Origin of the sequence: Flavobacterium cerinum (genome assembly GCF_004028155.1) — a bacterium.
GTDB classification, from domain to species: domain Bacteria; phylum Bacteroidota; class Bacteroidia; order Flavobacteriales; family Flavobacteriaceae; genus Flavobacterium; species Flavobacterium cerinum.
In genome coordinates this window covers 65,247-80,207 of the sequence record NZ_SBII01000003.1, presented here as the reverse complement: position 1 = coordinate 80,207, position 14,961 = coordinate 65,247, and the positions used below count along the sequence as shown (strand labels likewise).

At 37.7% G+C, this 14,961-nt stretch carries 16 protein-coding genes; 12 read left to right on the top strand and 4 right to left on the bottom strand.

Annotation, left to right across the window (positions count from 1 at the left end):
* Positions 1 to 18: 18 nt before the first annotated feature.
* Positions 19 to 654, bottom strand: coding sequence for a PAQR family membrane homeostasis protein TrhA (gene trhA / locus EPI11_RS05560; RefSeq protein ID WP_128388961.1), 636 nt, complete (start codon positions 652 to 654; stop codon positions 19 to 21).
* A gap of 141 nt (positions 655 to 795) precedes the next feature.
* Between trhA and EPI11_RS05555 the strand changes: the two genes are divergently transcribed.
* The 4 genes from EPI11_RS05555 (at position 796) to EPI11_RS05540 (ending at position 4,513) form a co-directional block, all read left to right on the top strand.
* The gene (locus EPI11_RS05555; protein ID WP_128388960.1) at positions 796 to 1,692 is read left to right on the top strand and encodes an aldo/keto reductase; all 897 of its coding nucleotides are present in this window, start codon (positions 796 to 798) and stop codon (positions 1,690 to 1,692) included.
* Positions 1,693 to 1,833: 141 nt separating this feature from the next.
* Positions 1,834 to 3,417, top strand: a complete 1,584-nt coding sequence (locus tag EPI11_RS05550) for a Na+/H+ antiporter (protein WP_128388959.1) — start codon at positions 1,834 to 1,836, stop codon at positions 3,415 to 3,417.
* Between the two features lie 16 nt (positions 3,418 to 3,433).
* Positions 3,434 to 4,000, top strand: coding sequence for a Crp/Fnr family transcriptional regulator (locus tag EPI11_RS05545; RefSeq protein WP_128388958.1), 567 nt, complete (start codon positions 3,434 to 3,436; stop codon positions 3,998 to 4,000).
* Between the two features lie 54 nt (positions 4,001 to 4,054).
* Positions 4,055 to 4,513 (top strand): DoxX family protein, encoded by a 459-nt coding sequence (locus EPI11_RS05540; protein WP_128388957.1) that lies wholly within the window; start codon positions 4,055 to 4,057, stop codon positions 4,511 to 4,513.
* A 1-nt stretch (position 4,514) separates the two neighbouring features.
* On the opposite strand, the gene EPI11_RS05535 is transcribed toward EPI11_RS05540, so the two are convergent.
* The gene (locus tag EPI11_RS05535) at positions 4,515 to 4,952 is read right to left on the bottom strand and encodes a DoxX family protein (RefSeq protein ID WP_128388956.1); all 438 of its coding nucleotides are present in this window, start codon (positions 4,950 to 4,952) and stop codon (positions 4,515 to 4,517) included.
* Positions 4,953 to 5,115: 163 nt separating this feature from the next.
* Between EPI11_RS05535 and EPI11_RS05530 the strand changes: the two genes are divergently transcribed.
* Entirely contained in the window at positions 5,116 to 6,234 is a 1,119-nt protein-coding gene (locus tag EPI11_RS05530) for a vWA domain-containing protein (protein WP_128388955.1), read from the top strand.
* Positions 6,235 to 6,254: 20 nt separating this feature from the next.
* Positions 6,255 to 7,721: a magnesium chelatase gene (locus tag EPI11_RS05525; RefSeq protein WP_128388954.1), complete on the top strand. Its 1,467-nt coding sequence runs from the start codon at positions 6,255 to 6,257 to the stop codon at positions 7,719 to 7,721.
* Positions 7,722 to 7,772: 51 nt separating this feature from the next.
* Here the strand turns inward: EPI11_RS05525 and EPI11_RS05520 are convergent, their stop codons facing one another.
* A complete protein-coding gene (locus EPI11_RS05520; RefSeq protein WP_128388953.1) occupies positions 7,773 to 8,999 on the bottom strand; it encodes a multidrug effflux MFS transporter in 1,227 nt (408 codons plus the stop codon).
* 214 nt (positions 9,000 to 9,213) lie between these two features.
* Here EPI11_RS05520 and EPI11_RS05515 point away from each other — a divergent pair, with 214 nt between their 5' ends.
* The 6 genes from EPI11_RS05515 to EPI11_RS05490 all read left to right on the top strand — a co-directional run bounded on the left by EPI11_RS05515 (position 9,214) and on the right by EPI11_RS05490 (position 14,207).
* Complete coding sequence (locus EPI11_RS05515; RefSeq protein WP_128388952.1) at positions 9,214 to 11,022, top strand: hypothetical protein; 1,809 nt, start codon at positions 9,214 to 9,216, stop codon at positions 11,020 to 11,022.
* Positions 11,023 to 11,155: 133 nt separating this feature from the next.
* Positions 11,156 to 11,830, top strand: a complete 675-nt coding sequence (locus tag EPI11_RS05510; RefSeq protein ID WP_128388951.1) for a DUF2625 domain-containing protein — start codon at positions 11,156 to 11,158, stop codon at positions 11,828 to 11,830.
* A gap of 134 nt (positions 11,831 to 11,964) precedes the next feature.
* Positions 11,965 to 12,651, top strand: coding sequence for a hypothetical protein (locus EPI11_RS05505; protein WP_128388950.1), 687 nt, complete (start codon positions 11,965 to 11,967; stop codon positions 12,649 to 12,651).
* A gap of 79 nt (positions 12,652 to 12,730) precedes the next feature.
* The gene (locus EPI11_RS05500; RefSeq protein WP_128388949.1) at positions 12,731 to 13,165 is read left to right on the top strand and encodes a hypothetical protein; all 435 of its coding nucleotides are present in this window, start codon (positions 12,731 to 12,733) and stop codon (positions 13,163 to 13,165) included.
* An 80-nt stretch (positions 13,166 to 13,245) separates the two neighbouring features.
* Positions 13,246 to 13,494 carry an Imm17 family immunity protein gene (locus EPI11_RS05495; protein ID WP_128388948.1) on the top strand — a complete coding sequence of 83 codons (249 nt, stop codon included), beginning with the start codon at positions 13,246 to 13,248 and terminating at the stop codon, positions 13,492 to 13,494.
* A 125-nt stretch (positions 13,495 to 13,619) separates the two neighbouring features.
* Positions 13,620 to 14,207, top strand: coding sequence for a hypothetical protein (locus EPI11_RS05490; protein WP_128388947.1), 588 nt, complete (start codon positions 13,620 to 13,622; stop codon positions 14,205 to 14,207).
* A 38-nt stretch (positions 14,208 to 14,245) separates the two neighbouring features.
* Here EPI11_RS05490 and EPI11_RS05485 read toward each other — a convergent pair whose 3' ends face one another.
* The gene (locus tag EPI11_RS05485) at positions 14,246 to 14,920 is read right to left on the bottom strand and encodes a Crp/Fnr family transcriptional regulator (protein WP_128388946.1); all 675 of its coding nucleotides are present in this window, start codon (positions 14,918 to 14,920) and stop codon (positions 14,246 to 14,248) included.
* Between the last annotated feature and the right edge of the window lie 41 nt (positions 14,921 to 14,961).

Here is a 14,961-nt window from a genome sequence, read left to right as displayed (position 1 = left end):
AATAATTTATTCTAAGGATTAAGGTATCAGATAGAAAAAGATACCAAAGAAATGGAGCGCACTGCCACTTAAAACAAATATATGCCAGATAGTATGATTATAAGGTATTTTTTCTTTCACAAAAAAGTAAATACCAAAGGTATAACACAAACCACCGCCTAGAAGATAATAGAGTGCTTCGGGCGCAAGGTTTTCTATCAAAGGCTTAATTACAGTAATAATAAGCCATCCCATTAAAGCATAAAGAATTAGTGATATTTTCTCTGATCTTTGCAGGGGCGAAAACTTAAAAATAAATCCTGCAAGGGCAAAAGCCCATATACAGCCAAACACCGTCCAGCCCCAAACTCCTTTTAATCCTAATAAAGCTATGGGAGTATACGTTCCTGCAATGAGAATATAGATACAGATATGGTCTGCTTTTTGAAAAATGCGTTTCCATTTTAAGGTATAAGCTGCATGATAAAGAGTAGAGGCAGAGTACAGCAGCACAAGGCTTAAACCAAAAACAAGCGAGGCTGCAAAATGGATCATCGTTCCTCTAAAAACAGAAAAAATTACAAGAACTCCCAAAGCGACAAAAGAGAGTAATGTCCCTGTACCGTGGGTAATTACATTCCAGAATTCTTCACTTTTTCTATTTTTTTTAGGCATTGGGTAATTGCTTTAATCATAGTATAAAGATACACTATTGCCCTGTTTTGAATAATTAAATAAAACATAAATTATCCTTTCAGCACTGCTAAAACTATTATTCTTAAATTTGTTTTCGGCTAAATTCAGGCTGTTATTATTATGAAATACAAATCCCTTATAAAAGCAGGTTTTAAAGTAAGCGAGGTCAGTTTTGGCTGCATGTCTTTAAAAAGTTCCAATACCCATACGAATGAGATAATCAGTAAAGCGATTGATGACGGCATTACACTTTTTGATACGGCCGATCTTTATGAAAACGGAGAAAACGAACGCCTGTTAGGCAATGCTATAAAATTAAAACGAAAGGATATATTAGTGTCTACAAAAGTGGGCAACCGATGGAAACAGGACGGCAGCGGCTGGGAGTGGTATCCGCGTAAGGAATACATACTAAAAGCTATCGATGAAAGCCTGAAACGATTGCAGACGGATTATATTGACCTTTATTTATTACACGGCGGTACCATAAATGACCCAATGGATGAAACCATTGAAGCTTTTGAGCGTTTGGTCGATATGGGTAAGATAAGAGCTTACGGACTTTCGTCTATTCGCCCAAATGTGATCAGGGAATATGTAAAACGCTCTAACATCACCGCGGTAATGACACAGTATAGCCTTTTAGACCGCCGCCCTGAAGAAGAAACGCTTGACCTCCTCCTTCAAAATGAAATTGGGGTACTTGCTCGCGGTGCTATGGCAGGTGGTTTGCTGGTTAACAAACCCGCTGCTGATTATATTGGGATAAATGAAGATGAGGTTGAATCTATTTTGAAAAGGCTGCCTGAAGCAATTCGCGAAGGAAAAACACAAACCGAAACCGTACTGCGGTACGTAATAGATCATCCTGCCGTTACTACAGCCGTTGTAGGTGTTCGCACGATGGAACAGCTCAATGATGCCATCGCCGGAGCAAAATCAGATGCTTTAACAATTTCTCAATGGAAACAATTGCAGGAAATCTGGACTGGTAATACCTATAAAGAGCACAGGTAGAGGCAAAACCATATGATAATTACAGGATGTTTTCTGTTAACACCATTGTTTATAATTTAAGTATAAATGGATTTTTCACACGGATTATAAACGATAAAATGTGTGTAAATTTAATCACGCTAAAAAGCGCTTATTTATAATATGGAAAACATTACGATCATTATCATGATGCTGTTTGGAATAGTATTCCTGGGTATCCTGAGCAACAAATATAAATTCCCTTTTCCCATCGTTTTGGTACTGTCCGGAGTGGTTATTAGTGTCATTCCCGGGCTGCCGGTCATAGCATTGAGCCCTGATATTGTTTTTATCATATTCCTTCCGCCATTGTTATACCATGCGGCATGGAATACCAGTTGGCACGATTTTAAAGGAGCAATACGCCCCATTAGCTTTGCCGCAATTGGATTGGTATTCTTTACCACCATTGCAGTGGCAGTTGCAGCACATGCATTGATAGACGACATCAGCTGGCCATTGGCATTTCTTATTGGAGCAATTGTTTCCCCGCCTGATGCTGTTGCTGCTACATCGATAACAAAAGGACTTGGATTACATCCCCGTTTATTAACCATATTAGACGGCGAAAGCCTTGTTAACGATGCGAGCGGACTTGTAGCTTATAAATATGCACTTACCGCAATTACTGCTGGAAATTTTGTACTGTGGGAAGCCGGCCTTAATTTTGTGGTCGTAGCATCGGCAGGTATTGCCATTGGAGTAGGGATGGGGTATATCATGTACCTTATTCATAAAAAGTATGTATGCGATCCTATTGTTGAGGTTACCCTAACATTCCTTACGCCATTTACATCCTATTTAATTGCCGAGCATTTTCATTTTTCGGGGGTTCTTGCAGTAGTATCTACAGGGTTGTACCTTTCCTTCAGGTCGGCACAAATATTTACGCACCAAAGCCGCATTATGACCACTACGGTTTGGGATGTCGTGGTTTACATTTTAAACGGACTTATCTTTATTCTTATCGGCCTGCAGCTGCGCCAGATAATGGCTGATATTGGCGGTTATTCACCACTTTCATTAGCTATTTGGGGTATATCCATAAGTTTTGTAGTTATCATTGTACGTTTTATTTGGGTATTTCCGGCAGTGATGCTGCCCCGTTTTCTTAGTAAAAAGATTCGTGATAAAGAAGAATTTGATGCACGAAACCTCGTAGTCTTTGGATGGGCAGGTATGCGTGGTGTGGTTTCTATGGCTGCGGCACTTGCCATACCATTTACATTCCCACAGCGTAACCTGGTAATTTTTCTGGTATTTTGTGTTATACTTTCCACATTGGTATTGCTGGGTTTAACACTGCCATGGCTCATACGTAAATTAAAAATAGAACCCTATTCTATTTATGCCGAAGAATATGAGGTGAGAAATATTGTAGTATCGCAAACCATTGCCCATATTGAAGAAAATCTGTCACTGCTACAGGACGAGTTACTTAACAACATTAAAAGTAAGTATGAAGTAAAATTCAACAGGTTGCAAAAAACCGAACTTCCGGCACATTATTTTGCCAATGGCGAAACACTTTCTACCAATATTTTTAATGAATTTACCCAGTTACAGATAGACCTTATAAAGGTAGAACGTCAAAAAATAGAACAGCTGCATCGTTCCGGAGATGCGAATGAAGAGATCCTGCGAAAAATCGAGAGAGAGCTTGACCTTGAGGAAACAAGGCTCAACATGGATATGTACGAAGGCTAATTGTAATTTTTAGCATATGAAACAGATAAGGCATTATTTTGAAAAAACAGACAAAATTTCGGATGCCGACTGGAATACATTTTCGTCTAAACTGGTAAGAGAAGAATTTCCTAAAAAGGCATTGGTTTTAGAAGCAGGACAAACAGAGAAGTATCTTTCTTTTGTAGAAAGCGGTGTTATCCGTTTTTATATTCCAAAAGAAGAGCAGGATCTTACCTTTGCTTTTGTGTTTGATAATGAATTTGTAAGTGCTTACGATTCTTTCCTTACGCAGTTACCTGCTAATTACAATGTCGAAGCATTATCTAATACTGTTCTTTGGCGGTTATCTCATAAAGACCTTCAGGATATCTATGCTCAAACAGAGATTGGGAACACTATCGGCAGGCATGCCAGTGAAGGGCTTTTTATGGAAAAATCCAAAAGGGAACTTTCCTTACTCAATGAAACTGCTGAGCAGCGGTATCGTAACTTATTTACAGAACAGCCTCACCTTATTCAAAACATCCCTTTAAAATACCTGGCTTCCTATATTGGTATTACACCACAGGCATTAAGCAGGATACGTAAGCGAATTTATTAACCCAGGTTCATTGCCTTATACTGCTTATCTACTGAACTTTGCAGAAAAAATACAATGGAAACCGAAATAACATTACTGGGAACATTCTTAATTTCACTTATCGTTTTAAGGATAAAATACAAACAATACAAGTTTGCTTTATCGGGCAGGATTGCTATGTCGGCTATGTTGGTGCTTACAACCGTTGGCCATTTTTTATTTACCAAAGGGATGGCCATGATGCTGCCTGATTTCATCCCTTACAGAATTGAATTGGTTTACTTCACAGGATTTATCGAGATGGCTGCACCAATAGGCCTTTTACTTCCAAAATATAGTAAAGCAACCGCATGGCTATTGATTGTTTTTTTTATATTCCTACTTCCTGCAAATATTTATGCAGCAATGCACCATGTAAATTTACAGACCGCTGCGCTTGATGGCAACGGCCCGGACTATCTATGGTTCAGGATACCGCTGCAGTTGTTCTTCATTATATGGGTATACCTGTCGGCAATTTATTCTAAGCGATAAATTATGCTTTTAATGAAGCATCAATACTCCATTTGTATTCCCCAATTACCGAAAGTAAAAGACTTGCTGCACTCACTGTAAATACAGAATAATTGAATGGCGCCCTGTAGCCTGCAAAGAACAACATACTCAAAGCAAAAGTAAGTGTAAGTGCAAAACTGCCTATAGCTGTTAACCGTGTCTTAAAGCCCACAATAAGCAGGATACCAAATACGACTTCGGCTATGGTAGCTATTGCTCCCATAATCCCTGCAATGGGTCTGTTAAGGTAGGGCATAAGTGAATGGGTATAATCAATAAAGTTACTCCAATTGCCCCAGCCCACATTAGGTTCGCCAGGAAGCCCCAGCATTCCCAAACGGTCCATTACTGGTAATATAAAGCCTATTCCCAAGGCAAGGCGTAAAAACAATTGTGCTGTTGGAAGCATATTTTTCATAAGTAATAGTATTTAGATGATTTGTTCATTACAAATCTCTGCTATTCAACCTCTAAAAAACTTAATCCAGATTAAGAAATACGATTACCTGCCATATCTTTTAACTAAAAATTATTCAAAATTTTGATTCATTAAATCTGATTATGTAATAATTTTATAGGCTATGGAAACAAATAAAAGAAAGGGCTTTATATTCAGGCAATATGAGGCTCCAAATGTGTCTCCGTTTGACAAACTCTTCGAAATTTTTACCGAGCTGATAACCCATACTTCGGGCGATCTGGATGAAGCGCTGGACTGGCTTCGGGAATTGGATAAAGAATATAAACTTACGGACGAAAATTATACTATCGATGATTTTATTGAAGACCTTAAAAAGAAAGGTTATATAAAAGATGAGGTTAAAGACGATGGATCGGGCGGATTAAAAATAACAGCTAAAACCGAGAGGTCTATTCGCCAGCAGGCACTGAACCAGATTTTTGGCAATCTGAAAAAGAGCGGTTCCGGAAATCATAAAACAAAACATTCAGGAAGCGGTGATGAGCATACCGGGGAATTCAGGGAATACCATTTTGGAGACGGACTGGACAGGATCTCGCTCACAGAAAGTCTCAAGAATGCCCAGATCAATAACGGGATCGACAGTTTTATGCTTACCGAAAACGATCTTGTGGTGGAAGATGCGCAATACAAGGCACAAATGAGCACCGTCTTGATGATTGATATAAGCCACAGCATGATACTTTATGGCGAAGACCGTATTACTCCTGCAAAAAAAGTAGCCATGGCACTCGCGGAACTTATCACTACACGCTATCCTAAAGATACACTGGACATACTTGTTTTTGGTAATGATGCATGGCCTATAGCCATTAAAGATCTGCCATATCTGCAGGTAGGGCCTTTTCATACCAACACGGTTGCAGGGCTTCAGCTCGCTATGGATTTGCTGAGAAGGAAACGAAACACCAATAAACAGATTTTTATGATTACAGACGGTAAGCCAAGCTGCATCCGCGAAAGCGACGGCAGTTATTACATGAACAGTAACGGCCTGGATGAGTATATTGTAGACAAATGTTATACGATGGCACAGCAGGCACGAAAACTGCATATTCCCATAACTACTTTTATGATTGCCAGCGACCCGTATTTGCAGCAGTTTGTAAATCATTTTACAGAGGCAAATCAGGGTAAGGCATTTTATACCGGATTAAAAGGGCTTGGCGAAATGATTTTTGAGGATTATGAAACCAATAGAAAGAAACGAATTAAATAAGAATTTTAGAGAACTGATATATGGATATTGAAAATATAAAAACACTGGGTGCCCTTAAAAAGGCAGGTTACGAAAGCAGAAGCATAAAAGACGAATTGCGTAATAACCTTAGAACCAAAATAAGCAAAGGCGAAAACGTTTTTAAAGGGGTATGGGGTTTTGAAAATACGGTAATACCCGAACTGGAACGTGCTATTTTATCACGCCATAATATTAACTTATTAGGACTTCGCGGACAGGCTAAAACAAGGCTGGCACGCCTTATGGTTAACCTGCTTGACGAATACATACCTTTTGTGGAAGGGTCTGAAATTAATGATGATCCATTAAACCCGATTTCCCGCTTTGCAAAAAGCCTGATCGAAGAGAAAGGTGATGACACTCCTGTAAGCTGGCTGCACAGGAACGATCGTTTCTATGAAAAGCTGGCAACTCCGGATGTTACGGTAGCCGATCTGATTGGTGACATCGATCCTATTAAAGCGGCCAACCTGAAATTATCGTATGCTGATGACCGGGTTATCCATTTTGGGATGATACCGCGTGCCAACCGCTGTATTTTTGTTATTAATGAGCTGCTCGACCTGCAGGCCAGAATACAGGTTGCCTTATTCAATATTTTACAGGAAGGCGATATCCAGATCCGTGGTTTTAAGGTGCGTATGCATCTGGACCTTCAGTTTGTATTTACGGCAAACCCTGAGGATTATACCAATAGAGGAAGTATCGTTACGCCCTTAAAAGACAGAATAGGGTCGCAGATTCTTACGCATTATCCTGAAACGGTAAAAATTGCTAGGACAATTACAGAGCAGGAATCTAATCTTGATGGTCGTCAGAGTGAGTTTATCCATGTTCCTTCATTAGCAAAAGACCTGTTAGAGCAAATAAGTTTTGAAGCACGCGAGAGTGAATTCATTGATTATAAAAGCGGGGTAAGCGCCCGGATGAGCATTACTGCTTTTGAGAATCTGTTAAGTACTGCCGAAAGACGTGCTTTAAGAGCTGGCAGCGAAAAAACAACCGTTAGACTATCTGACTTTATGGGTGTCATTCCTGCAATTACGGGTAAGGTCGAACTGGTATATGAAGGTGAACAGGAGGGAGCTGCTGTTGTAGCTGAGCATTTAATCAGCAGTGCCATCCGTACATTCTTCCCGGATTATTTCCCTAAGATCGAAAAGCTGGAGCGTTCTAACGAGAAAAGCCCTTATCAGGAAGTAATCGACTGGTTCTTTAATGAAAGCGGTTTTGAACTTTTAGACGATGCTACCGATGAAGAGTATAAAAAACAACTGGATTCTATTATTCCTTTAAAGCAGCTGGTTTTAAAATATCAGCCTAATGCCGAAAAAGAAGATGTATATTTTCTGAAAGAATTCATCCTTTGGGGACTTTCTGAATTCAAGAAATTGAACAAAGACCGTTTTACTGAAGGGTATCAGTTTAAGGATCTTTACGGAAGCTATATCAGCAAGAATCTATAACAAAAAAAGCCAGTTCACATGAACTGGCTTTTTTTATACTTTTTATAAAGATTAATGTATCATAACATTGTCGGTGTCTGTTGTTTCGGTTAAAACAGTGATGTTCCTTCGCCCGATTAAAAGTACAATTAAAGCTAATACCGTACTGCCTGCCATAATAACGACCATAGGTATCATAGAATCTTTTACAAATATTCCCACTGCCATAGATGCAAGTGCACCAAGGCCTAGTTGCATAGCACCCAATAACGCCGAAGCACTGCCTGCATTGTTAGAGAATGGCGCTAACGATAGTCCGGATGTATTAGGATTGGTTAATCCAAGGCATCCTAAATACAGGAACAGCATTGCTATAGTTCCATACAGGTCCAACCAATTATTCATAGCTGCAATAAGAAATGCGATACTAACGATGCACTGCAATGCAAGCCCGAAATAGACCAATTGCTCACTATTGTATTTTCTAAGCAATACTGAGTTTAATTGACTTACCCCAATAAAGCTTATTGACATGAAGGCAAAGATCCATCCGTAGGTTTCCCCCGATACTTTAAAAATATCCATAAACAGTATTGGAGAACCCGCTACATAGGTAAACAGTCCCGAGAAAGCTATACCTCCTGACACTGCATACGTATAAAACTGTGGGTGCATAAATACTTTTGTAAAGCCGGTTATAATGGGTTTTGGTTTTAAAGAAATAGAATGATCTGGTTTTCGGGTATGTGGCAAGCCAAAACGCGATGCCAGTAATACCGCAAGCCCCATAAAGGCAAGGATAACAAAGATAAAATGCCAACCGAAGCCTAAGATCACATAACCTCCAATTGTTGGTGCCAGCATTGGCGAAAGCCCTACTACTAAAAGCAGTAACGAGAATACTTTCGGACTGTCTTGCGGTGGGAACAGGTCACGCACCATAGCCATAGAGGCTACAGCAGCAGCACAGCTTCCTACAGCCTGTACAAAGCGCAGTGCAATAAACACATCAATATTGGTAGTAAGCGCACAGCCTATAGATGCCAGGATGTAAACGGTTAAACCAATATACAAAGGCATTTTACGGCCAAAACGATCCAGTAATGGTCCGTACAGTAATTGACCTGCCGATATCCCTATGAAATAGCTTGACAGCGATAAAGAAACTTTGTTGGGTGTAGTATGAAGATCTTTAGCAATAGCTGTAAATCCGGGTAAGTACATGTCTATTGAAAAGGGGCCTAATGCACTTAACGACCCTAAGATGATGATAAGGAAAATATATTTTTGTTTGTCCACAATAATGTTTTTGGATTTTTATGCAAAGATAACCGCTGGGGTTGGGATTACCGGTAAAAGGATTGTAAATATTTATTATTTAAACTTCTATTGATGTTGCTGTAACGCAGTGCGAAAGGATAGAATGCAAATCAATATTTTTCTGAACATGATATTTATCAGGTTTTAAAAAAGCATCCTTTATGATATTTGCAGATTATTAGTAATTACATCTATGACAACAAATAAACCGCTGCATAGCTTTCATATTCCTGTAATGGGACTTGCTTACACTATAGACAGCCCTATCAGGGTAGCTCAATATGGTATTGATTCGGTAATTTCCATTGTAGACGATGAGCTTATGGAAAAGATGAATGCCTTTTATAGCAAAAAATTCAGCCTGCCTTATAAAGAGATCACGTCAAAAATGAGTGATTACAGAGCCGAGAGAATCACAGCTTATCTTAATACGGTAGATGAAATTGTAAGGCTAAAATATGAGGCTTTTTGTGATGAAATGAGCGCAAACAAACAGACATTATCTAATTTTATAGGTATGCTGCCTCAAAAGTCTGAAATAAAAAAAGGCTTGCAGGATCTCATTTCGGGAGGAATAACCAATGTTGTAAAGAGTTTTATTTCACAACACCTGCACCCGGGTGCTATCGATGTTAACATTATGACCAAGGTAGACAAAGCCAATTATGAAAAGAAAGAACAACTGCCTGTAACTTATAACGATGCACATGCAGCATTGCGAGGTTTTGCTAATAGTAAATTAAATTCATCGCTGGTATTATCTGCAGGAATGAATCCGTCGCTGTATAGTTATATCGCAACATTTAAAGATTTTTTTCCAAACAAAAATGGCGAACTTAAAAAGAAAATCACTCTCAAAGTGAGTGATTTCAGGTCGGCTATGATACAGGGAAGCTTTTTGGCTAAAAAAGGCATCTGGGTGTCCGAATACCGTATAGAGTCAGGACTTAATTGTGGTGGGCATGCTTTTGCTACCGATGGTTTACTATTAGGCCCCATCATGGAAGAATTCAAGCAACGTAAAGAAGAACTTATTATAAATACACATCAGTTAATGATAAAGACACTTTTAAACGAAGGATATGCTGTACCTAATGAACCAATGCCATTAAAGATAACTGTTCAGGGTGGGGTAGGTACCGCCGAAGAACATGAGTTTTTCCTAAATTATTATAAAGCAGATTCAGTAGGGTGGGGATCACCATTTCTGTTGGTACCCGAGGCTACATCAACAGATACCGAAACCCGTAATTTATTGGCAGCTGCCGGAGAAAATGATTTTTACCGCAGCGCCATTTCACCCTTGGGTGTACCTTTTAATACGGTTAACGGAACAACGAATGATTACTTTAAGAACCATCGTATAAATAATAACAAAGCAGGAAGCTCCTGTCCTAAAAAACTATTGGCTTTGAATCGTGAATATGACGAAGAAGGGATTTGTACCGCATCGCGAAAATACCAGCAGATAAAACTTGACGAACTGGAACTTAAAAAAGAAGAACTATCTGCTGTTGCTTTCGAGCGGGAGAAAGATGCTATTACAGTAAAATCGTGTCTTTGTGTTGGTTTAGCTAATGCTTCTTATTTGGAAAATGATATTGCTATAAAAGGCGAACAGCAGGGTGTCGTTATCTGTCCGGGACCTAATATGGCCTACTTTGATAGAGAAATTACGCTAGCTGAGATGATCCGTCATATTTATGGATATGAATCGGTACTTACAGCGAAGCAGCGCCCCAATGTATTTATAAAAGAGCTGGACCTGTATGTAGCGTATTTAAAGCAGGAAGTAAATGATGTGTTTATAGAAATAACCAAAGGGCAGATCAAAAAATGGACGGCTTTTAAAAATAACCTGTTAGAAGGTATCCTGTATTATCAAAATCTCTTTGGAACAAATGATTATTTTAAAAATGAAGTTCGTGTGATCATGGATGGTCTTGAAAGTTATAAGAAAGAAGTTTCAAATGTATTAATTCCGGAAGTTGTAGTAGTTTAGTAGTTCTTTATATATATTTGAGATAGCGCAAAGCCAACACAATTTAGTTAGATTGACGCCATTTTATGAGCGATATAAACAAGTTGGCGGTAATTTTACAGAACCAACCTACAATAACAGGAATTAACAAAATATGAAAACGCTTGAAGAATTAATAAACTTGGATGAACCAGGATGGGAATTAGTGTCAGAATGGTTAAATGAAGCGGAAAACGAATATGAAATTTTACCAAAAGACGAGAGAAGAGCAGAAAAAGAACTTGTGAATGCTCAAGTCACAACACGTTCGCCAATGGGTGCAGTAATCTACGAAACAGGAGGAATATTAATTGACAATGGCTGGCTTAGAATTTTGGGCTCAGGAAGTGAAAAACTTAACAGGGATTTGATCGAATGGAATAAAGGAAAAACTTTTGAAAATTATGGCAATCAACCATCACATTTCTTAATTGCGGACGATATAATCGGTGGATATTTTGCTCTAAACGCTGGTGGAATTGGAACCGAAATGGGTAAAGTTTATTATTTACCACAAGATACACTTGAATGGGAATGTTTAGATACAAACTATTCTGAATTTCTTTATTGGGCTTTGACTGGCGACATAAATAAATTTTACGAGATTTTCAGATGGGAAAATTGGCAAAATGATATAAAAAAAGCAAACGGAAATCAAGTATATTCATTTGTGCCATTTTTATGGACTAAAGAAGGAAAAGACATTGAAAAAACATATAGAGAATTAGTTCCAATTGAAGAAAACTATAATTTAACACTTGATTTTAAAAAACAATTTAGTGAAAAATAAAAACTGCCGTAAACAGGGGCTTGGCGATAGCGGTAGGAAAGTCTATAATTCAAGTTTTGTGTTTCGGTTCAAATTTGTATTTTAGCTAAAGGTTTCGGCTCCGAAATGCCACCATCCAATTGCCCCGACACAGTATGAGTTTTGATAGTAGAAAATATCACTTTTATTTGCTTTTTGCCGACACAACAAAAGGCAAAGAGCCATGGACAAAAAATGAATGGACAAAAAGCATTCAACCACTTTTTGACAAGATCATAAAGCATTCATCCTATTACGACAAAACAGGTTTGGGTGTCCACGCTTATACACAACGACCTAACTCTGAATATCATGATGAAATAAAATTTGGAAAACTTCGCTGGAATGAAAAGTCGTTTGAAAAATGGACTTTTAGTGACGAAGAAAAGGAACGGCAGTTTAGCTGTTTGGACTGTTGGACACCAATGCGGACTGTATGTGGAAAAATAGGTTCTGCACCTGACATCTGCTTTAGTATTTTGAATGAACAAAACCATCCCAAAAAAGAGAAAATAAAATTTGACTTTCTAATGGTTATTGCAATTGCTGAAGAACTCAATTACAAAGGGACAGACGACATAAGAGAATTATCAAAAATTCTAAATGCTAAGAGAACGGTATATAAATACAGACGTTGGGGAAGTGTTCACGACCCCGAAAAAAATGCCCAATGGAGTTTTATCAATTCAATACAAGACACAACTTCATTTGGTATTTACAGAGCTGAAACGTTAGACATACACGACACAAAATTTGACGACCTTAAATTTGAACCCTATTGGACGACAATATACGGCAGCTAAATAGCATTGGCATTATAGGAGGAGCTGACAAACAAAGGCTGAACATTTGTAATTCTTAAAATGAAATTCTCATAAACTAATGGAAAAATACTTAAAACCACTATACGATTTCCTAGCAAAAGGTGAATGGTATTTAGAAGAACCTGAGTTCATTAATTTGCAGTATGAGATTGTAGACGAAATGGAAGCAGACAAAATTGGCTTTGATGCAATCGAAAATATACTTGAACTAATGGAAAAAAATCCTTTGGTAGAATTTGGAACACCTGGACCATTAACACATTTTATTGAGAAATTTTATAAAGAAAGACAAGAAGATTACGTGAATTTACTAAAGAAATCAGTGAAGGACAAACCAACAGTTCATACAGTTTGGTTATTGAACCGTGTAATAAATGAAAATAAAAAACAAGAATTAATTGGAATACTAAATTCTATAAGTAAAGACAAAGAAATAAAACAAGAGATACGTGATGTTGCTAATAACTTTTTAGAGTATCACCAGAATAAATAATTGGTAGATTTGCCTATGAGAAAAAGCCGAACGTACAACAAGGGTTTTGCAGAACGACAGAAACCAACAGAATAAGATAAATGAATATTGGCGAAATTTTTAACCAAATAAGGAATAATCCCAAAATAGTCTATGGGATTATTATTTCGACTTTAATGTTGGTTTTAATTGGGTACATAAAAAGATGGAAATGGGCAACAGAACCAACAGGTCATAGAAAAAGTATGATACTTATAGAGTGGTTTGGTTACGAAAACTATCGAAAAATAATGATTGGAGTACTCATCATCGGCATTATTAGCTTGCTTTTTCTATTGTATATGGCATAACGCTAAACAAAAAATAAACAACTGGAACGCTAAAGCTGATTTTAAGTTTATTGCTTTTTTTACATAAAAACTTGCATGTTTTTTAACACTTATTATATTTGTAAGTAGCAAAAACTTTTAAATATATGTGGATACTTTATATTGCTGTTGCGATAGTTGTTTTGGTGTTAATTAAAAAAGCAGTAGAAACAAAAAACGAAGAAGATGTATTACGGAAGAGTGGTATCAATCCTTTCCGGTTTATAGATTCAGGAAGCTATGTTTTTGGACATATTCCTATTCAGATAACGTTTATTTATCCGCTAAAAGAAGAGTTTAAGATTTATGGTATAAAACCCGGCAGCCTAAGAAAAGAGCAGCTTTCTTCTATAGAAACAGCTAAAATAAAAGACATTACACTGGAAAATAAATATGCTACGGATAGTGGTGAACCTCTTGGAGCTTTGGTTACTATAATATGGCGTGAAGGCAATTTTATACACAATACAGCTTTTCAGTTTGTGGGTAACGATGCAGTGAACAGAGCTGATACTTTACATAACCGACTTATTAAAGTGATGAATGCTGAATATAGCGAAGCCGAAGATCTTGACGATCAGATGCGATATTTGGTACAACAGAACAACAAACTGCAAGCGGTAAAAATTTGTAAAGAAAGAAAGGCTATGGGATTACTGGAGGCCAAGACCTATGTAGAAAGCTTAAATATGTAACCTGCATAGTAAAAGAATAAAAAAGGCTGTAGTGAGAACTATAGCCTTTTTAGTTTACTAATATCGGTTATAATGATCTTTTTACCGGATAACTCTATATGTCCTGATTTCTTAAAGTCAGACAGCAGCCTGATACAGCTTTCGGTAGCAGTACCTACCATACCAGCAATTTCTTCACGCGATAGTTTTATATTAAGACTATTATCGGTATCAATTCCAAACGAATCATAAAGATAGATAAGAGTTTCAGCAAGGCGCTGTTTTACCGGTTTTTGAGCCATGTTAACCAAATGGTCGTCGGCTTCTTTAAGATCACCGCAAATTGCTTTCATAATATCCATAGAAAACTTGTTATTCTCATTAAAGAATCCCATTATTTCAGCTTTAGGTATAAAGCACACCTCCATATCTTCAAGGGCAATGGCAGTAAGATTTACAGGTTCATCGCTAATCATAGAGCGTTGTCCTAATAATTCACCTTTGGTAATTAGTTTTACGATCTGGTCGTTACCATTGGTGCTTAGTTTTGAAAGTTTACAAACACCGTCTTTAATACAAAAGATACCATTTACATTCTCTCCTTCACTAAAAATGGCTTCACCTTTTTTAATGGTATAAGAAGATTTACAGTCAGCGATTTTAAGCAGCTCCTCTTTGTTCAGCGCTTTAAGCGAGCTAAACTCTCTCACGATACATTGTTCACATTTACTCATAGAATAGCGCTTTTGGGTTATGCAAATTTAGTGAATAGTAT